Genomic DNA, 16,618 nt, shown 5'->3' on the forward strand with positions numbered 1-16,618 from the left:
CTCTCTCAGCTATGACGACGCGCGCGCAGGGCCCCAACGGCCAGCACAATGAAAATTAATCCGCCGGTGGCGACCTGTTGCCAGTAAAAATTCCAGCCGACCAGCAGCAAGCCGTTGGCGATAAAGCTCAGCAGGACTACGCCAAGCAACGTGCCCAACACATTAGGCCGACGTGACGGCGCGAAGGTCGCGCCAATAAAACTGGCACCAATCGCATTCAGCAGATAGGCATTGCCCGACAGCGGCACCCAGGCTTTGACGTTAGCCGCCAGAATCAAACCGACGATACCGGCAATCAACGCCGCGAGAATAAACGCCAGCGCAGTGAGCCGTTTCACCGGCACGCCCGAATGCTGTGCGACGCTGTACTGCTCGCCCATCACCCGCAACGAACGTCCGGTGGCGCTGCGATGCAGCAACTGATAGAGCGCCAGCGCAACCAGCAACAATAGCCATAACGGCAGCGGAATGCCGAGCAGCGCGCCGTGACCTATCGCCGAAAACCCATCGGGCAGTTTCTGGCTCAGCAGATAAACCGGTTGTCCGCCGTTTGACGACAGTTGCTGCACGCTTTGTCCGATAAACAGCGTGCCAAGCGTGGCGAGAAACGGCTCCACGCCTAACTGTGTCACCAAAAAGGCGTTAAACACGCCAACCAGTAGCGCAGCAATTAATGCCGCGATCAGCGCCACTGGCAAACTGACCTGATGCAGCACCAGTGTCACCAAAACCAGACAGGCAATATCGATCGCCGTGCCCACCGAAAGATCAATCGCGCCAATGCGTGTCACCAACGTCATCGCCAGGGCGACAATCGCCAGCGGCGCGACGTTATTGAGCAACACACTGCGAATATTGGAGACAGTGGCAAAAGCGGGTGCCGCGACAATAAAGAACACGAGCAGCGCTATAAAGGTCAGCACGATGATGGCGCGTAGCCAGCCGGTCTGGCGCGGGCGTGGCGCGACAGCTGATAACAAAGAATCAGACACCTTGCGTTCTCCTTGACTGGCGACGACGTAACAGCGCGGTTAACGCCACCACTAATAGGATCAACACGCCTTCGACGCCGTTTATCCAGTAACTTGAGACATTGATCAGCTGAAAGCCGTTGGCAATCAGGCTGAGAAATAGCGCGCTAATCAGTGCGCCGCCAAGTGTCGGCACCAGACGACGGGAAAACACCACACCCAACAGCGCGGCCGCGATCACCATCAACAGATTGTCGTTGGCGCCAGGTGAACTGCCGCTTAATAGCGACACCGACGCAATTGCCGCGATAGCCGCACTGACGCCACACAACACGTAGCTCAAGCCCTGATAGAGTTTGACGCCGATGCCCGCTGCATTCGCCGCTTGCGGATGGCTGCCCACCGCCTGCAAGCGCAGGCCAAAGGACGTCAGGCGGCTCAAGGCGATCACGCCAAACGCCAGCAGCAGAAACGACCAGCCCAGCCACGACACCGCTAACGGACCGTTGCTTAATAACAGATTTTGCAGATCGCTGCTGGCCGACACCGAGGCGTTGCTGGTCAGCACCATTTCGAGGCCGATAGCGATATTCATGCTGGTGAGCGTTGCCAGCAACGGCAAAATCCCCAGCCAGACAATCGCCAGCGCGTTGAACAAACCCACAGCCGCACCGGTAAACAGCGTCAGCAGCAAGGTAATCGCGATGGGCTGACCGGCGTTGAGCTGGCTGGCAAACACCGCCGCACTAAGGCCAAGGTTGGCGGCAATCGACAGATCAATGCCGCCGGTAATACCCTGCAAGCCGCCGCCGCTTAAAACCAGCGTTAAGCCAAGCGCCAGCGTGCCCACCACCGCGGTCTGCTGCAGCACGTTGCCAAGATTCATCACCGTAAGAAAAATCGGCGACAGCCAGGCAAAGACGGCTAAAACCAGCAAAATAATCAGCAGCGAAACGTGTTGCAGCCACTGCTGACCGCGCACGCTGCGTGGCGCTGCAAGCGGTGCAGATTGGGTAACATCACTCATGAAGCACGCTCCGTTAACGCGCCGGTGCCCGAAGCCCAGGAGAGAATTTCCTGATGGCTGGTGTGCTGTGCCTCCAGCGTGGCGACATGTTCGCCGCGCGCCAGCACCATAATGCGATCGGCCAGCGTTTGCAGTTCGAGTAAATCGGTGGAGAACACCAGAATCAGGGCGCCATCATCAGCCAACTGCTGCAATGTGTGATAAATCGCTGCCTTAGCCGCAATATCAACGCCCACCGTGGGCTCATCCAGCAAATACAGGCGCGCACCGGTGTTTAACCATTTGGCCAGCACCGCTTTCTGTTGGTTGCCGCCCGAAAGCTGGCGAAGCGCCGCCAGCTGCCCCGGCGTGCGGATATCCAGTTGCTGAATGTTCTTCGCCACCAATTCGCTCTCCGCCTGACGCGATACGCCACCCCAGCGCAGCAAGCGCTGCACCGTGGTTAAGGTGACATTGTCACGCAATGACAAGTCTAACGCGACGCCGTTGGCGCGGCGATCTTCTGGCACAAAGGCGATTCCGCGCTTCACTGCGGCATGTGGAGAGGCCGGCACGCCGCTCACTTCGCCCAGCGTAACCTTGCCGCTGACGCCGTTTTCCAGCCCGAACAGCGCGCGAATCAGCGCTTTACCGCCGGAACCTAACAAACCGGTGATGCCGATGATTTCACCTTGTCGGCCGGTGAACGACACACTGTGAAAACTGCCGGGGGCGCTGAGCGCACTAACCTGCAGCACTTGCGCACCGGCGCGGCGCGACTGACGCGGTGCCAGTTCATGACGCGCGTCGCCTACCATCGCCGCGATCAGTGCCACCGGTGATAGTTGATCTGCGTTGAACTGCGCCACGTCTTTGCCGTCACGCAGCACCGTGACGCGTTGACACAGTTCCTGAATTTCATCGAGATAGTGCGAAACATAAAGCAGCGCAATGCCCTGCTGGCGCATGCGTTCAATTACCCGGAACAGCGCATGCACTTCATGGCGCGCCAGCGCGGCGGTCGGTTCATCCAGCACCACCACGCGCGGCGCGTTTTGCAGCACACGACAGATTTGCACCAGTTGCTGCTCCGCCACGCTCAGCGTGGCGATCAACGCATCAGGATCGAGTTGCAAACCAAAGTGCTGCTGCAGCTGCTGCTCTGCCTGCTGGCGCATACGACGTCGCAGGATAAACGGCGTACCGGCTAAGCGCGGTTCGTTGCCAAGCCACAGCGCTTCCGCCACCGTTAGCGAGCCGGGCAACAATCGCTCCTGATGCACGATGGCGATGCCCTGGCGTTGCGCCTGCGCGGGCGTAGCGAGCGTAAGCGGCTGGCCATCCAGCTCGATGCTGCCGCGATCGGCGGCGTGAATGCCGCCTAACACTTTGATCAGCGTCGATTTACCCGCACCGTTATGGCCAATCAAGCCGTGTACTTCACCGGCATGCACGCTGAGCGACACCGATTGCAGCGCAGGCACGCCATCAAAAGCTTTGCTGATGGCGTGCAGTTGCAACAGCGGCGCGTTATTTACCATCCGTTTGACCCAGGGTTTTCTGCGCTTCGGCAGCGTTCTCTTTAGTCACCAGAATCGACGGCACATAGGTTGCGGGCGGCAACGAACGATCGCCAGCGAGGTATTTCGCCACGTTCTGCACCGCCGTTTGGCCAATCACATACGGCTGCTGCGCCACCACCGCTGCCGCGCTGGATTTGGGATCTTTAACCAGCGACACCACATCCGGGCTGCCATCCACCGCGTACGTTTTGATTTCGTTGCGTCCGGCAGCGTCTACCGCCTGGGTGGCGCCGATTTGCGGCACATCCCACGCCGCCCAAATCGCCTGCACTGAACCTTTCGGATATTTATTCAGTAATTGACTGATTTGCGCATACGCATCCTGCACGGTATTCGGGATGACATCGCGCAATTCAGGTTGGATAATTTTAATTTTCGGATACCACTTCAGCACGGCTTTTAACTGGTCGTAGCGCATTGCTACTACCGGCACGCCATAGAAACCGTTAAATACCAAAATATTGCCTTCGCCGCGCAGGTCATTCACCAGTTTTAATGCTAACTGTTCGCCAATATAAAAGTTATCCGATGTAGTGACGTTAATACTGGATGGGCTGGCGGTATCAACAGTAAATAAAGGAATGCCCGCTTCGCGGATTTTTTTCAGCCAGGGTTCCAGCACCGACGCCGTGCCGAGCGTTTCAATAATGGCATCCGGCTTTTGCGCAATAAGCGTTTGAATCTGCGCAATTTGCTGTGACTCTTTACGCCCGCCATCCAGTGCAATCGGCGTTCCGCCAAGGCGTTTCACCTCATCAATTTGTCCCTGATAAGCTTTCAAATCCCAATAGTGATCGGTACCCGCGACGGTGATGCCAATACGTTTACCCGCCAGCGACGGAATCGGTTGTTCTTCGGAGTATGCCATTCCTGATAATAGTGATAGAGAAGCCAATAACAGACCTGCCAGGCGGTGCTTTTTCATTCTTAATATCCCTGGAAACAATAAAATAATGTTGTATAACGCCTGTTATCTGGCGTGTGAAATAAAAATTATCACAGCCATTTTTTATCCATAATGCTATTTTCTCCTTAGGCTAGCTGGTGATTGGTAATAGCCAATACGCACTATTTCGGTGCGTTTTTTCCCGCTGCGCTTTGCCGGTTATTTATGCACAGTTACGTAAAGATACTGGTAATCCATACAGATAAGGTTCAGGATGGTCGCTCATCCTGGATTAGCACCCACGGCAATTCACCCTCAATCTGAGGGCTCGTTATGTACTTTTATTCAACTGAAACCGTTTGCGCCATTACCGGTGCCAACCGCGCCAATTTACGTCGCTGGTTGCGCGGTGGATTAATTTCTGAGAATCACGTCAATAAGGACTGGAGCCGACATCAGGTTGATGAAGTGCTCGCCATGATGGCATTGACCGCGGGTGGCGCCACGCTGTGGCAAATCTATCAGGGCCGACACTGCGGGCTCGATTACTCTTCGTCTGGTTGGGTGGCACGCCGCGGCGATCTGCTACGTCAGCTGGAGTTAGGTTCCGACCGTGAACTGGCGCGTACTGTGCGCAATCTGGCGGGCGATTACAGCAGCGATGATTTCGTCAATGTGCTGATGAAACCGCTCAATCGCTGGCTGCGTGATGATACGCGTCGCGGCGCATCGCGCAGGTTAACGCGCTTCCATGAGGCGATCGTTCATCATAGCGACTGCGTCAAACGCGCTTCAGCCCGTCAGCAGCAGATGCCGCTGTTGCTGGAAGTGGTCAGCACCGGCGATGAAACGGAAGTGTGGCTGGAAGCTATTCGCCTTACCGGACAAGGATTCTGCGTCGATGTGGATCAAACCTCACAACCGATGCTGTACGGTTCAGAAAGCCGCCACGATCATCACTTGCTGTGGTGTGGTGCCGGGATCAGCCATGAACGCATGACCCAATTCCAGCGCGGATTACGTTCCGGTAAACCGGTGATGCTGAGCGGACCCGACCGTAGCGTTCATCCGGCTGTTGCTGAAGCCAGAGTCGCTTAGCCGGTGCTTTACGCACCGGTCTTATCGCATTCCGCACTTTGCTTATTCAAAAGAAGTAGTTAGCCACGGCAACAACGGTTAAGTCACATATCTCCCTCTTCTGTTACGCTCTCGCCTCCCAATCAGGAGGATCCATGAGTTCATTAATCGATATTTTCACCAGTCATAAAAGCGATCGCAGTTTTACCGACCTTCCCGTTGCGGATGCGGTGCTGGATCGCATCATTTCGGCCGCGTATCGCGCGCCAACCTCGGTGAACTCGCAGCAGGTCTCTTTGGTGGTGACGCGCGATGCTGAAAGACGGGCACAAATCTCCCAGATTGCTGGCGGTCAGCCGTGGATTGCCAAAGCGCCGGTGTTTATTACCCTGGTGCTGGATATGCATAAATCGCGTCTGGCGATGAACGCTATCGACCGCGAGCAGATCGCGCAGCAGAGCATCGAAAGCATTGTGTCGGGCTCAACCGATGTGGGTATTGCGTTGGGTTCTATCATGGCGGCAGCGCGTGCAGAAGGTTTGGGCATTGTGCCGATTGGCGGTATTCGTCGCGATGCGCAGGCGTTAATCCGCTTACTGGATTTGCCGGAATATACTTTCCCGGTGGCGGGCGTGGTGATTGGCCATGTCGATCAGCCTGCGCATCAGAAGCCGCGTCTGCCGCTGGCCACCTTCCGTCATGAAGAGCGCTATCAACGTGATGGACTGGAGCAGCACATCGCTGCCTACAATCAGGAGATGGTGCAGCACTGGAAAAATACCGGACGTGAAGATGGCGAGAGCTGGAGTGAAAGTGTTAGCGGTTATTATCACAAGATTTACTTCCCGCACGTGCTGGACGCGCTGAAGAAGCAAGGGTTTGGCAACGACAAGTGACGGCTTTTCCCCGCGCGCTGTGCGCGGGGAAAGAGAATTAACGCCCTTTCTTCTTACGACCCGGCTGCGCGAAACGCTGACGATTAGCCGGTTTTGCACCCGCTTTCTCGCCCGGTTTTGCAGCAACCGCCGCGGGCTTTTTCGCCGCGCTGGCTGGTTTCTTCTTGGCCTGCGTCTTCTGCGTTTTTTGATCTTCAGATGATGAGTCTTCAATCAGTTTGAACAGGTCGATCAGCTCGTCATCGGTCAAATCGCGCCACTCGCCGAGCGGAATCCCTTTCAGGCTGACGTTCATGATGCGCGTACGTTCAAGCTTGGTGACTTCAAAGCCGAAGTGCTTGGTCATACGACGAATCTGACGATTCAGCCCCTGAACCAGAATGATGCGGAAGACAAAGGTCGACTCTTTTTTAACTTTGCACTTCTTGGTGACGGTGCCGAGCATCGGTACGCCCGCGCCCATTCCTGCAATAAATTCATCGGTGATCGGCTTATCGACGGTGACCACATACTCTTTTTCGTGGTTGTTACCGGCACGCAGGATTTTATTCACCAGATCGCCGTGATTGGTGAGGAAAATCAGCCCCTGGGAATCTTTATCCAGACGACCAATCGGGAACACGCGTTTGCTGTGATTGACGAAATCGCCGATGTTGTCACGCTCACCCTCTTCCATGGTGGTGATGATGCCAACCGGTTTGTTCAGCGCAATCAGCACTAAATCTTCTTCGTCACGCGGCTCAATCAGCTGCCCGTTCACTTTGACTTCATCCCCTGCAAACACCTGCGCACCGACGGCAGCGCGTTTACCGTTTATGAAAACGTTGCCTTGCTCGATGTAACGATCGGCATCGCGGCGTGAGCAGATTCCGCTCTCGCTGATGTATTTGTTCAGGCGTGTGGATGAGTTAGGCAGCATGGTTCCTCCGAAAAAAAACGGACTATACAGCAACCTTAGGCGTTGGTTAAGCATCGCGACAATCATCAGCATTTCTCTTACCACGATATAACAGCACACTAACAATGTGGTTGTTGTCAGCGGATCGATCAGCGACAATTCGCACCCATCGTTTTTTCTTATGACAGAGTGATTCCGTAATGACAAATCAGCCATCGGTGACGTGGATAACCTCCGTGCGCACCTTTCTGGCCCGCCTTTGGCCTCATCCGTTACCGGGAGGCAGAAAGCAAATGGTCATCGCCAGCATTGGCGCGGGATTGGGTTTAATGATTACCAGCCTTACCAGCCACTGGCTGCTGGGTGAAGTGAATCTGTGGTTTGTCGCGCCGATGGGCGCTTCAGCGGTATTGCTGTTTGGTCTGCCGAACAGTCCGCTGGCGCAGCCGTGGTCAATTGTCGGCGGCAATCTGGTGGCGGGCGTTGTTGGCGTCACCACCGCGCTGTGGGTTCCCCATCCCGCGCTGGCGTGTGGCATCGCGGCCTGTGTAACGATTGCACTGATGTTTCAACTGCGCTGTTTGCATCCACCGAGCGGCGCGGTGGCGCTGACCGCAATTTTAGGCGGTAACGGCGTTCAGCAACTGGGTTACCACTTTATTCTGACGCCGGTGCTGTTGAACTCGGTTTGCCTCGCGCTGCTGGCGTTGCTGTTTAACAATCTCGCCGGACGTCGTTACCCGCATCCGCTGGCGGCAACGGAAACCAAAGCGCCGCCTGTGGTGATCGACGTACCGATTACGCGTGAAGACCTGCATCAGGCGCTGGAAAGCGGTGAAGTGCTGGATATTGATGAGGATGATTTGCAGCAGTTGCTGCAACGCGCTGAAGAGATTGCGATTCTTCGTCAGCGCGGGCAAATGCCAGCATCATCATGAGCGGTCGCCATAAATGGCGACCCTACACCGTATTCTTTCACGATGATTTCATCACCCTCAATTTCAACCACCGCAAACGGCACCTCGTCGGCCCCATCCAGCATGCCTTTGAGCGTATAAAAGCCTGTCCGACCGATGCGCGCAAAGTCGCCGCGGTGATCGTGTCCAGAGAAACAGCATTGTATGTTGTAACTAGAAAGCAGCTCTGCCAGCGCGCTGCCGTTGAGTAAGTTGTGGCTGTTGTGCGGTGCCAGCGGATAATGCCCAAACACCACCACTTTCTCCCCTTGCTGGCGGGCTTGCTGCAACTGCTGCTCAATCCACGCCATTTGCTGCGTTCCTACCGCACCGTTCCAGGGTTTCGCCTGCGGCTGCTGGCGCGCGGTCAGGTCCACCAGCATCGCCTCCGCCTGCTTGCGATCGTCACCGTTCTGCGTGTTGCAATAGAGGCTGATGTCGTTGCCGTCATAAACAATAAAACGCCAGCCCTGCAGCCCAAAGGCGTAATAGCTTTTGGGTAGCGCAGCGGCTTCGTTGAGATGCTGCGCGATGGTCTGCGCATCGTGATTACCCAGCACCACCGCATGTGGATGTTCGAGGCGATCGTAAATCGGCAATATCGCCGCGTAGCTGTTCCAGTCGCGATCGACTAAATCCCCCAGCGTAACGACAAAATCCAGCGGCTGCTGATTCATCACCGCAATCGCCTGCGGCAGCTTATGCAGCGCGTGACGATAGTAGAGATTTTTCGCCATATCGGCGTCGATGTCGGCATATTGCGGATCGGCAATCAAACCAAAACGCAGCGTGCTGCTCAGCGGCGCGGAACGCACATCGGGCAAGGCATAGAGCTCGGCGACATCGCCCAGCAGTTCACGCTGCAGTTCAGTCAGCGGATGGGGATAAGACACGAAAAGCACTCCTTAGCGAATACCGGCACGCATAAACGATTGAATAAACTGGCGCTGGAAGATCAGGAACAGCACTAACAGCGGCAACGTCGTCATTAACGTAGCAGCGCCAATCAACGCCCATTGCACGCCCTGCTCCGGCGCCGAGAACAGTTGCAGGCCCACGGTGAGCGGCCGCACGTTGACCGAATCGGTAATCACCAGCGGCCAGAGGAAATCATTCCAGTGGAAGCTGATCGACACCAGCGCAAACGCCACATAGATCGGCTTCGCCAGCGGGATGTAAATCTTGCGCAGAATGTAAAAGCGGCTGGCACCTTCCACAATCGCCGCCTCTTCCAATACCAGCGGAATACTTTTAAAGGTCTGGCGTAGCAGAAAGATGGCGAAGGCCGATGAGAAATACGGCAGCGCGATGCCGGTCAGCGTATCGCGGAAACCCAGCGCGCCGATGGTTTTGTAGTTATTCAGAATCAGCACGTCGGGGCTGATCATCAGCTGCAGCAGGATCAGCGCGAAGATCGCGCCGGAGAATTTCAGGCGGTAGCGCACTAATGCGTAAGCGGCCATGGTCGCCAGAATCAGCTGCACCACCACAATCATCAGCACCAGCAAGCTGGTATTGAGGAAGTAGCGACCAAAGGGCGCGGCGTGCCAGGCATTAACGAAGTTCTGCAAGGTCAGCGGCGAAAAAAGCGAAAAGCTTGCCTGATCGGATGCCGGATGAATCGCCACCCAGATCGCCACCAGAATCGGTAAAAACCACAGCAACGCGGCAAGCCCAATGCCCATATTCAGACACAGGCGACCAAACGTGATTGTTGGCTTCATTGGTAATGGGCTCGCTTGTCCAGCAGGTTGAATTTAAGCAGTGCAATCGCGGCGAGGATCACCAGCAGTACCACCGTCATTGCCGCTGCGGCGGGCATATCCCAGAAGCTGAAGGCGGTGCGATAGATGTAGAACAGCAGCAGGCTACTGCTGTTATTCGGCCCGCCGTTGGTCATCGCGATCACCTGATCGACGATGCGAAACGCATTCATCGAGGCATTGATCAGCACAAACAGCGTGGTGGGCATCAGCAGCGGCCACTGCACGCGGCGGAAGAAATAGCGGCGCGACGCCCCTTCTATCTGCGCGGCTTCGCTGAGGCGCGGATCGATCTGCTGCAAAGCGGCGAGATAAAAGATCATAAAGAAGCCCGCTTCGCGCCATACCGATACCGCCATCAAACAGTACAAGGCGCTACCCGGTTCGCCGAGCCAGTTCATCGCTGGCAGCGAAAACAGCGCCAGCAGCTTATTCAGCAAACCCAGCTGCGGCGTGTAGAAGAACAGCCACAGATTGGCGATGGCGATCATCGGCAGCAGCGAAGGAATAAAGAACGCAGTGCGCACCAGCGCATTGGCACGCATGTGACGATTGACCGCCAGCGCCATCAGCAGCGCCAGCGTTACCGCCAGCGGAATGGTGATCAACGCATACAGCAGGTTATTCCACAGCGACTGAAGGAAGATGTCGTCATCCAGCAGCGCAAGATAGTTATCCAGCCCAACAAAATGGGCTGGACGACCGTTACGTGCTGCGCTGAACAGGCTTTCCCATACGGTCGCAACCGCCGGATAGTGCGTAAACAGCAGTAAAAAACTCAGTGCCGGTAAAATCAGCAGGTAGCCATACAGCTGCATCGACCATAACCGGGGCCGCCGAACCGGCGCAACGGTGAGAATCGTGCTCGTCATTATTGATAAGACTTCAGCAGACGATCGGCTTGCTTCTGCGCGCCTTCCAGCGCTTCGGCTGGCGTTTTCGCCTGCGTCACCGCCGCTTCTACCGCGTGATTGAGCGCATCCTGAATCTGCACGCTGTTGTAAGTCGAGAGTTCTGGCTGCGCATACTTCAGCTGTTCACGCGCCACCAATGCCTGAGGAACCTCTTTAACGTAATCCTTCATCACCGTGGTATCCCATGCCGCCGGAGAGGTCGCTACATAACCGGTGGCGATGCTCCAGCGCGCCGCCTGCTCGGGTGAGGTTACCCAACGGATAAACTCCATCGCCGCATTCTGCTGTTCTGGTGAGGTATTTTTGAAGACATACAGGTTACCGCCGCCGGTTGGGCTGCCGCGCTGGGTTTTCTCCGGCAGCATCGCCACACCGAACGGGAATTTCGCATTATCACGCACGTTGGTCAGGTTGCCGGTGGTGGTCACCATCATGGCAGTTTTGCCGCTGATGAAGTCCTGCGGCGTGGTGCCCCACGCAATGGCACCCTTCGGCGACACCTCCTCTTTCTGGCCGAGATCGGTCAGCCACTGCAGCGTTTCCACGTTGCCCGGCGTATTGAAGTGCACCGCGGTGCCTTTGCCGTTATCCAGGCGACCGCCGTTGGTGGCGGACAAGCCCTGGAAGTTCCAGTAGCCGTTTGGTGTGGACGGAATCTCGATGCCCCATTGGCTGACGCCGTTAGCATCTTTGATCGTGAGCTTCTTACTGAACTCGACCACTTGCTGCCAGTTGGCCGGTGGCGTATCGGGGTTTAAACCGGCTTTCTCGAACGCCTGTTTATTCCAGTACATCACCACAGTTGAACGCTGGAACGGTACGCCCCACACTTTGCCGTCAATATGACGCAGAAACGCCGGATAGAAACCGTCGATCCATTTTTTGCCTTCATCGCCCTGCGCTAAATCGCTGGCCGCTACAATCGCACCGGCATCAATCAGTGAATACGCTTCGATATCACCGATCACCGCCAGCTGCGGCGCGTTGCCACCACGAAAGGCGGTCAGCGCTTTGGTCACGGTGGTGGCGTAGTCACCGGTATACACCGGCTGAATGCTCACGTCCGGATGCACTTTCTGGAAATCCGCCACCAGCGAATCCACGGTGTGGCTCACTTTACCGCCCACCGCGATCGGGTAATACATTTGTAGCTTGACCGGTTCAGCCGCAAAAGCTGAGGTGGTGATGGCGAGCACTAATGCAGAAAGACGTGAATAACGAATCGCAGACATGATTTTCCCTTGGGCAAATGACAACGGTTAAACGGCGTATTTTTTCTGTGAAGCAAACATCTGTTGTTCGGCTGGCACGCAGCGCTTACCGCTCTCGCGATGAAACAGATATTGCCGCGCGGCGGACCACTGCAATCCCACTTCACTGCCATCGGTGAAGCGCTGCATGCCCGGCACTTTAATGGTCAGCGGTTCGCTGATGCCAGCAAGCAGGCACACCAGCAAGGTATCAGTGCCCATATATTCAGAACTGATCACCCGCGCGGTCAGCGCCGCCTGTTCTGCAGCGATCGGCTGGATATCTTCGGCACGCAATCCAAGGCTCAGCGGCGCGTCGCGGTATTCCACTACCGGCGCGGTGAGATGCAGCAGATAGTGATGCGCGCCATTGCGCTGCAGCGGCAGGATGTTCATCGGCGGTGCGCCAATGAACTGTGCGGCAAACACGCTGGCGGGATTGTTGTAGAGATCGTCTGGCGTGCCGTGCTGTTCAATGTGGCCATCGTTGAGCAGGATAATGCTGTCGGCCATGCTCATCGCTTCAGTCTGATCGTGCGTGACGTACAGCATGGTCAAGCCGAGTTTTTTCTGCAGTGCGCGGATTTCACGGCGCATGCTTTGCCGCAGCCTGGCGTCGAGGTTCGACAGCGGCTCATCCATTAAACACAGCGTGTTATTGGCGATCACCGCACGGCCCAGCGCCACGCGCTGTTGCTGTCCGCCGGAGAGCTGCGACGGCAAACGATCCAGCAGCTTATCCAGCTCCATCAGCTTGCTGACGTTATCCAGGCGGGCAGCAAACGACTGTTTCTCCTCGCCGCGCGCTTTCAAACCAAACAGCAGATTTTCACGCACATTGAGGTGGGGAAACAGCGCGTAGGACTGAAACACCATAGATAGCTTGCGCTGCGACGGCGGCAGATGGGTGATGTCGGCGTGTTTAAAGTGGATCGCCCCGCGATCGGCTGTTTCCAATCCGGCGATGGTGCGCAGCAGCGTCGATTTACCGCAGCCCGACGGACCGAGCAGCGCGACAAACGCGCCTTCTGCCGCGTCGAAGCTGATGTCGTCAAGGGCGATTTTCTCGCCCCAGGCTTTAGTGATGTGGTGAAGCGAAAGGTGGCTCATGCATCCGCGATCCAGAAATCAGAATGGCGGTAAGCTAGCGGAAGGAAATGAAGGTTTTATGTCATTGCGGTGACCGCGCGGTTAAAGGCCACCGTAAGGTCGTCATTAATGACGACCTTCAAACATCAATCACTGATTAAAATAGTGTTGATGCAAAATCGCAGCACCATCATCAATCGCTTTCATCAATATCTGTTCACTGGTGACCGCATCACCCGCCTGTAGCGCTTCCAGCAGATGATCATAATTATGATGCCCATTCACCACCTCGGCCGGCTGCGGATAGAGATAGTTAAAGCACGGCCCGATCTGCACCCAAAGCTGTTCGATCAGCGCCTCCAGCGTTGGCATTTGCGCATAGCTATACAGCGTAAAACGGAACGCGCGATTGGCTTCTAACGCTGCTTCCGCATCACCGCTCTGTTTGGCTTGCATAAAGCGCGCGCAGAGTTTTTTCAGCTCAGAACTCTGTTTTTTTCCCACAAATGGCGTCGCCGCCCTCACCGCTAAACCTTCAAGCTGCTTACGAATCAGCGTAATCTCATCAAAGCGCTGACGCGTCATTTCCGGTACCAGAAACGCCGCAGCTGGCGTGGCGTCTAATGCTCCGGCAGAAACCAGTCGCAACAAGGCTTCACGCACCGGCGTGATGCTGGTACCCAATTGAGCCGCCAAATCGCGCGTCACCAGCCGTGCGCCAGGTTTTAACTTGCCAACAATCAGCGCGCTGCGCAGTGACGATTCCACCTGCGCGGTCAAACTCATGCGCTGCGCTTTATCCATTTCGATCATACGTTGAGGGCCTTCTACTGAATTTCGCAAATGGTAAGTTATTTTTAATGTTTTATTGCCAACTTGCCAGATTATAGGATATATCATGTATTACAAATAAGCACAGTCTTGATTCTGGCAGTATCCACTCTTTTCACTACCTTGCCGTTGGCAATTTTGGGAAACGTTATGAGACTACCTGCAGTGAAGTTTGCCACCACCGCGTTGCTATTTGCTCTGATGCCAGCCGTACAGGCAGCGGAATTGACCATTGGCCAACCCACGTCTGCCACGGCGATGGATCCCGGCTTTCTTAAAGAATCTGCCACCTTAGTCGACAACCTCTTCGATACCTTAGTGCGCCGCGCCGATGACATGTCATTACAGCCGGGCTTAGCCACTGAGTGGAAAGCGATTAACGACACCACCTGGCAATTTACCCTGCGCCAGGGCGTGAAATTTACCGATGGCGAGCCGGTGAACGCCGAAGCGGTGAAGTTCTCCATCGATCGTATTTTAGACCCCGCCAATCACGCACCGACGATTTCCTATATCCGCACCATCAAATCGGTGGATGTGATTAACGACTATCAGGTGCAGATCCATACCAACGGCCCGGATCCTCTGCTGCCCACGCGCATGAGCCGCTACCCGGCTTACATTGTGCCGCCAGCGTACGTGAAGAAAGTCGGCGCCAGCGAGTTCGCACGCAAACCGGTAGGCAGCGGCGCTTACAAGCTTGATAGCTTTATCCCGGATGAAAAAGTGGTGATGGTCGCCAATGAAACTTACTGGCGCGGCAAACCGGCGATTGATCGCGTTACCTGGCGTCCGATTCCCGAAGCCACCGCACGCCTCACCGCGCTGCTGACCGGCGAAGTGCAGCTGATTGAAAGCGTGCCTGCTGATTTAGTGCCCGCTCTGAAAAATCGCCCCAACGTCGAACTGGAACAGGTGAAAGGCGGCGGACTGACGATTTATCTCGGCCTTAAAGATGATGAGAAACCGCTGAGTGATGTGCGCGTCCGTCAGGCGCTTTCGCTGGCGTTAAACCGTCAGGCTTATACCCAACAGCTGCTGCACGGTTTCGGTACGCCAACCGGTACCATGGCCGGAGCCAATGACTTTGGTTATCTGGCGGTTCCAGCCACCGCGCAGGATGTGGCGAAAGCCAAATCGCTGCTGGCTGCAGCCGGTTACGCCAATGGCTTTACCCTGCGCTTCCAGGCGCCGCGCCGCTATATTGCCAGCGCCGATGTGGCGCAAGCCATCGTGCAGGATTTAGCCGCCATTGGCGTGAAAGCCGAGCTGGAGGTACCGGAATGGTCGGTTTACACCCAGCAGGTCGCGTCCCAGAAACAGGCTCCGATGTATATGCTGGCGTGGGGATCCACGCAGACGCTGGATGCCGATGCCGCGCTGTTCCCCATCCTGCGCAGCGGCGAGCCCTATTCCACCGTGCATGATGCAGAGCTGGATAAGCTGCTCGATCAAAGCCGCCAGATTGTCGATCCCGTTGCGCGCAAAAAAGTGTTAGAGCAGATTCAGCAACGCGTCGCGGAACAACAGCCGCTGCTGCCGCTGTACCGTGAAGATACCTTGTATGCGCATAGCACGTCGCTCAACTTCAAAGGCCGCGTCGATGCCCGCATCCCGCTGTTTGATCTGAGGCTGAAATGATTTCACCGGGCACCGTGCTGCAGCGCCGTCCGCGCCGCCTGATTTACGGCGATGCGGTGATCGGCAGCCTTTTGCTGATCGTGGTAATTGCCGCGGCGCTGCTCTCTCCATGGCTGCCGTTGCCCGATGCCTTAAGTAATAACCTCAATGAAATGTTCCTGCCGCCGGGTTCGCCCGGCGCGCAAGCCACGCATTGGCTCGGCACCGATCAACTGGGCCGCGATCTGCTGGCGCGCATTCTCTCCGGCACGCGCTTGTCGCTGTTGGTGGTCTTGGTCGCGGCGGCGATTGGCGCGGTGATTGGCGTCGCGCTTGGCATGATCGCCGGTTACGCCGGCGGTTGGGTTGATGCGCTGATCATGCGCCTGATCGACATCCAGCTGGCGGTGCCGTTTATTCTGTTGATTCTGCTAGTGATTGCGCTGATGGGCGCATCACTCACCAACATCATTGTGATTATGGGCTGTACCAGCTGGGCGATTTATGCCCGCGTGGCGCGCGCCAAAACCTTAGAGATTCGGGAACTGGAATATATTCAGGCGGTGCGCGCCATGGGCTTTTCGCCGCTGCGCATACTGCTACGGCATATCCTGCCCAATCTGCTGACGCCGCTGGTGGTGTTGCTAACGCTGGATATTCCACGCCTGATCGTGCTCGAAGCCTCAGTGGGTTTTCTCGGTATGGGCATTCAGCCACCCACGCCAACGCTGGGCAATCTGATTGGCGAAGGTCGCTCTTACATGCTGTTGTCGCAATGGCTGGTGCTCTATCCCGGTTTGGTGATTGCGGCGCTGGTGATTGGCTGCAACCTGCTCGGCGATGCGCTGCTACGTCGCACGCATACGAGGCTGGATTAA

16 protein-coding genes are annotated in these 16,618 nt (G+C 56.2%); 5 read left to right on the forward strand and 11 right to left on the reverse strand.

The genetic code is table 11. From position 1 onward, the window contains the following. Positions 1 to 5: 5 nt before the first annotated feature. From K5Y30_RS02630 to K5Y30_RS02645, 4 genes are read right to left on the reverse strand one after another with little or no spacing between them, the layout of a single operon-like run. A complete protein-coding gene (locus tag K5Y30_RS02630) occupies positions 6 to 992 on the reverse strand; it encodes an ABC transporter permease (protein WP_370634169.1) in 987 nt (328 codons plus the stop codon). Beyond that, a complete protein-coding gene (locus tag K5Y30_RS02635; RefSeq protein ID WP_222210425.1) occupies positions 985 to 1,998 on the reverse strand; it encodes an ABC transporter permease in 1,014 nt (337 codons plus the stop codon). Before K5Y30_RS02635 ends, K5Y30_RS02630 begins: the two co-directional genes overlap by 8 nt. Then, positions 1,995 to 3,518: a sugar ABC transporter ATP-binding protein gene (locus tag K5Y30_RS02640; protein WP_222182044.1), complete on the reverse strand. Its 1,524-nt coding sequence runs from the start codon at positions 3,516 to 3,518 to the stop codon at positions 1,995 to 1,997. The genes K5Y30_RS02635 and K5Y30_RS02640 overlap by 4 nt, the downstream gene beginning before the upstream one ends. Then, positions 3,508 to 4,485: a sugar ABC transporter substrate-binding protein gene (locus tag K5Y30_RS02645; protein ID WP_222182043.1), complete on the reverse strand. Its 978-nt coding sequence runs from the start codon at positions 4,483 to 4,485 to the stop codon at positions 3,508 to 3,510. The genes K5Y30_RS02640 and K5Y30_RS02645 overlap by 11 nt, the downstream gene beginning before the upstream one ends. 294 nt (positions 4,486 to 4,779) lie before the next feature. Between K5Y30_RS02645 and K5Y30_RS02650 the strand changes: the two genes are divergently transcribed. Together K5Y30_RS02650 and K5Y30_RS02655 are read left to right on the forward strand one after the other, a co-directional pair. Then, positions 4,780 to 5,544 carry a hypothetical protein gene (locus K5Y30_RS02650; RefSeq protein ID WP_176970418.1) on the forward strand — a complete coding sequence of 255 codons (765 nt, stop codon included), beginning with the start codon at positions 4,780 to 4,782 and terminating at the stop codon, positions 5,542 to 5,544. A gap of 134 nt (positions 5,545 to 5,678) precedes the next feature. Continuing rightward, the gene (locus K5Y30_RS02655) at positions 5,679 to 6,419 is read left to right on the forward strand and encodes a nitroreductase family protein (RefSeq protein WP_101764410.1); all 741 of its coding nucleotides are present in this window, start codon (positions 5,679 to 5,681) and stop codon (positions 6,417 to 6,419) included. A gap of 37 nt (positions 6,420 to 6,456) precedes the next feature. Here the strand turns inward: K5Y30_RS02655 and rluF are convergent, their stop codons facing one another. Further along, a complete protein-coding gene (gene rluF / locus K5Y30_RS02660) occupies positions 6,457 to 7,338 on the reverse strand; it encodes a 23S rRNA pseudouridine(2604) synthase RluF (RefSeq protein ID WP_176970416.1) in 882 nt (293 codons plus the stop codon). Positions 7,339 to 7,517: 179 nt separating this feature from the next. Here rluF and K5Y30_RS02665 point away from each other — a divergent pair, with 179 nt between their 5' ends. Continuing rightward, entirely contained in the window at positions 7,518 to 8,255 is a 738-nt protein-coding gene (locus K5Y30_RS02665) for an HPP family protein (RefSeq protein WP_222210426.1), read from the forward strand. Here the strand turns inward: K5Y30_RS02665 and K5Y30_RS02670 are convergent. The 6 genes from K5Y30_RS02670 to K5Y30_RS02695 all read right to left on the reverse strand — a co-directional run bounded on the left by K5Y30_RS02670 (position 8,225) and on the right by K5Y30_RS02695 (position 14,102). After that, the gene (locus K5Y30_RS02670; protein WP_222210427.1) at positions 8,225 to 9,166 is read right to left on the reverse strand and encodes a metallophosphoesterase; all 942 of its coding nucleotides are present in this window, start codon (positions 9,164 to 9,166) and stop codon (positions 8,225 to 8,227) included. The two genes, K5Y30_RS02665 and K5Y30_RS02670, sit on opposite strands and share 31 nt — an antisense overlap. A 12-nt stretch (positions 9,167 to 9,178) precedes the next feature. Then, positions 9,179 to 9,997: a carbohydrate ABC transporter permease gene (locus tag K5Y30_RS02675; RefSeq protein WP_222210428.1), complete on the reverse strand. Its 819-nt coding sequence runs from the start codon at positions 9,995 to 9,997 to the stop codon at positions 9,179 to 9,181. Continuing rightward, positions 9,994 to 10,908: a carbohydrate ABC transporter permease gene (locus tag K5Y30_RS02680; RefSeq protein ID WP_222182035.1), complete on the reverse strand. Its 915-nt coding sequence runs from the start codon at positions 10,906 to 10,908 to the stop codon at positions 9,994 to 9,996. Before K5Y30_RS02680 ends, K5Y30_RS02675 begins: the two co-directional genes overlap by 4 nt. Further along, entirely contained in the window at positions 10,908 to 12,182 is a 1,275-nt protein-coding gene (locus K5Y30_RS02685) for an ABC transporter substrate-binding protein (RefSeq protein ID WP_222210429.1), read from the reverse strand. The genes K5Y30_RS02680 and K5Y30_RS02685 overlap by 1 nt, the downstream gene beginning before the upstream one ends. Positions 12,183 to 12,209: 27 nt before the next feature. Then, positions 12,210 to 13,310 (reverse strand): ABC transporter ATP-binding protein, encoded by a 1,101-nt coding sequence (locus tag K5Y30_RS02690; protein ID WP_222210430.1) that lies wholly within the window; start codon positions 13,308 to 13,310, stop codon positions 12,210 to 12,212. Positions 13,311 to 13,439: 129 nt separating this feature from the next. Continuing rightward, positions 13,440 to 14,102 (reverse strand): GntR family transcriptional regulator, encoded by a 663-nt coding sequence (locus K5Y30_RS02695; protein WP_222210431.1) that lies wholly within the window; start codon positions 14,100 to 14,102, stop codon positions 13,440 to 13,442. Between the two features lie 168 nt (positions 14,103 to 14,270). Here K5Y30_RS02695 and K5Y30_RS02700 point away from each other — a divergent pair, with 168 nt between their 5' ends. After that, on the forward strand, positions 14,271 to 15,761 hold the full coding sequence (locus tag K5Y30_RS02700; protein ID WP_110866135.1) for an ABC transporter substrate-binding protein: 1,491 nt from the start codon (positions 14,271 to 14,273) through the stop codon (positions 15,759 to 15,761). Then, positions 15,758 to 16,618 carry an ABC transporter permease gene (locus tag K5Y30_RS02705; RefSeq protein ID WP_101764420.1) on the forward strand — a complete coding sequence of 287 codons (861 nt, stop codon included), beginning with the start codon at positions 15,758 to 15,760 and terminating at the stop codon, positions 16,616 to 16,618. The genes K5Y30_RS02700 and K5Y30_RS02705 overlap by 4 nt, the downstream gene beginning before the upstream one ends.

The sequence above is a fragment of the Pantoea sp. DY-5 genome, from assembly GCF_019795955.1.
Classification (GTDB): Bacteria; Pseudomonadota; Gammaproteobacteria; order Enterobacterales; family Enterobacteriaceae; genus Pantoea; species Pantoea leporis.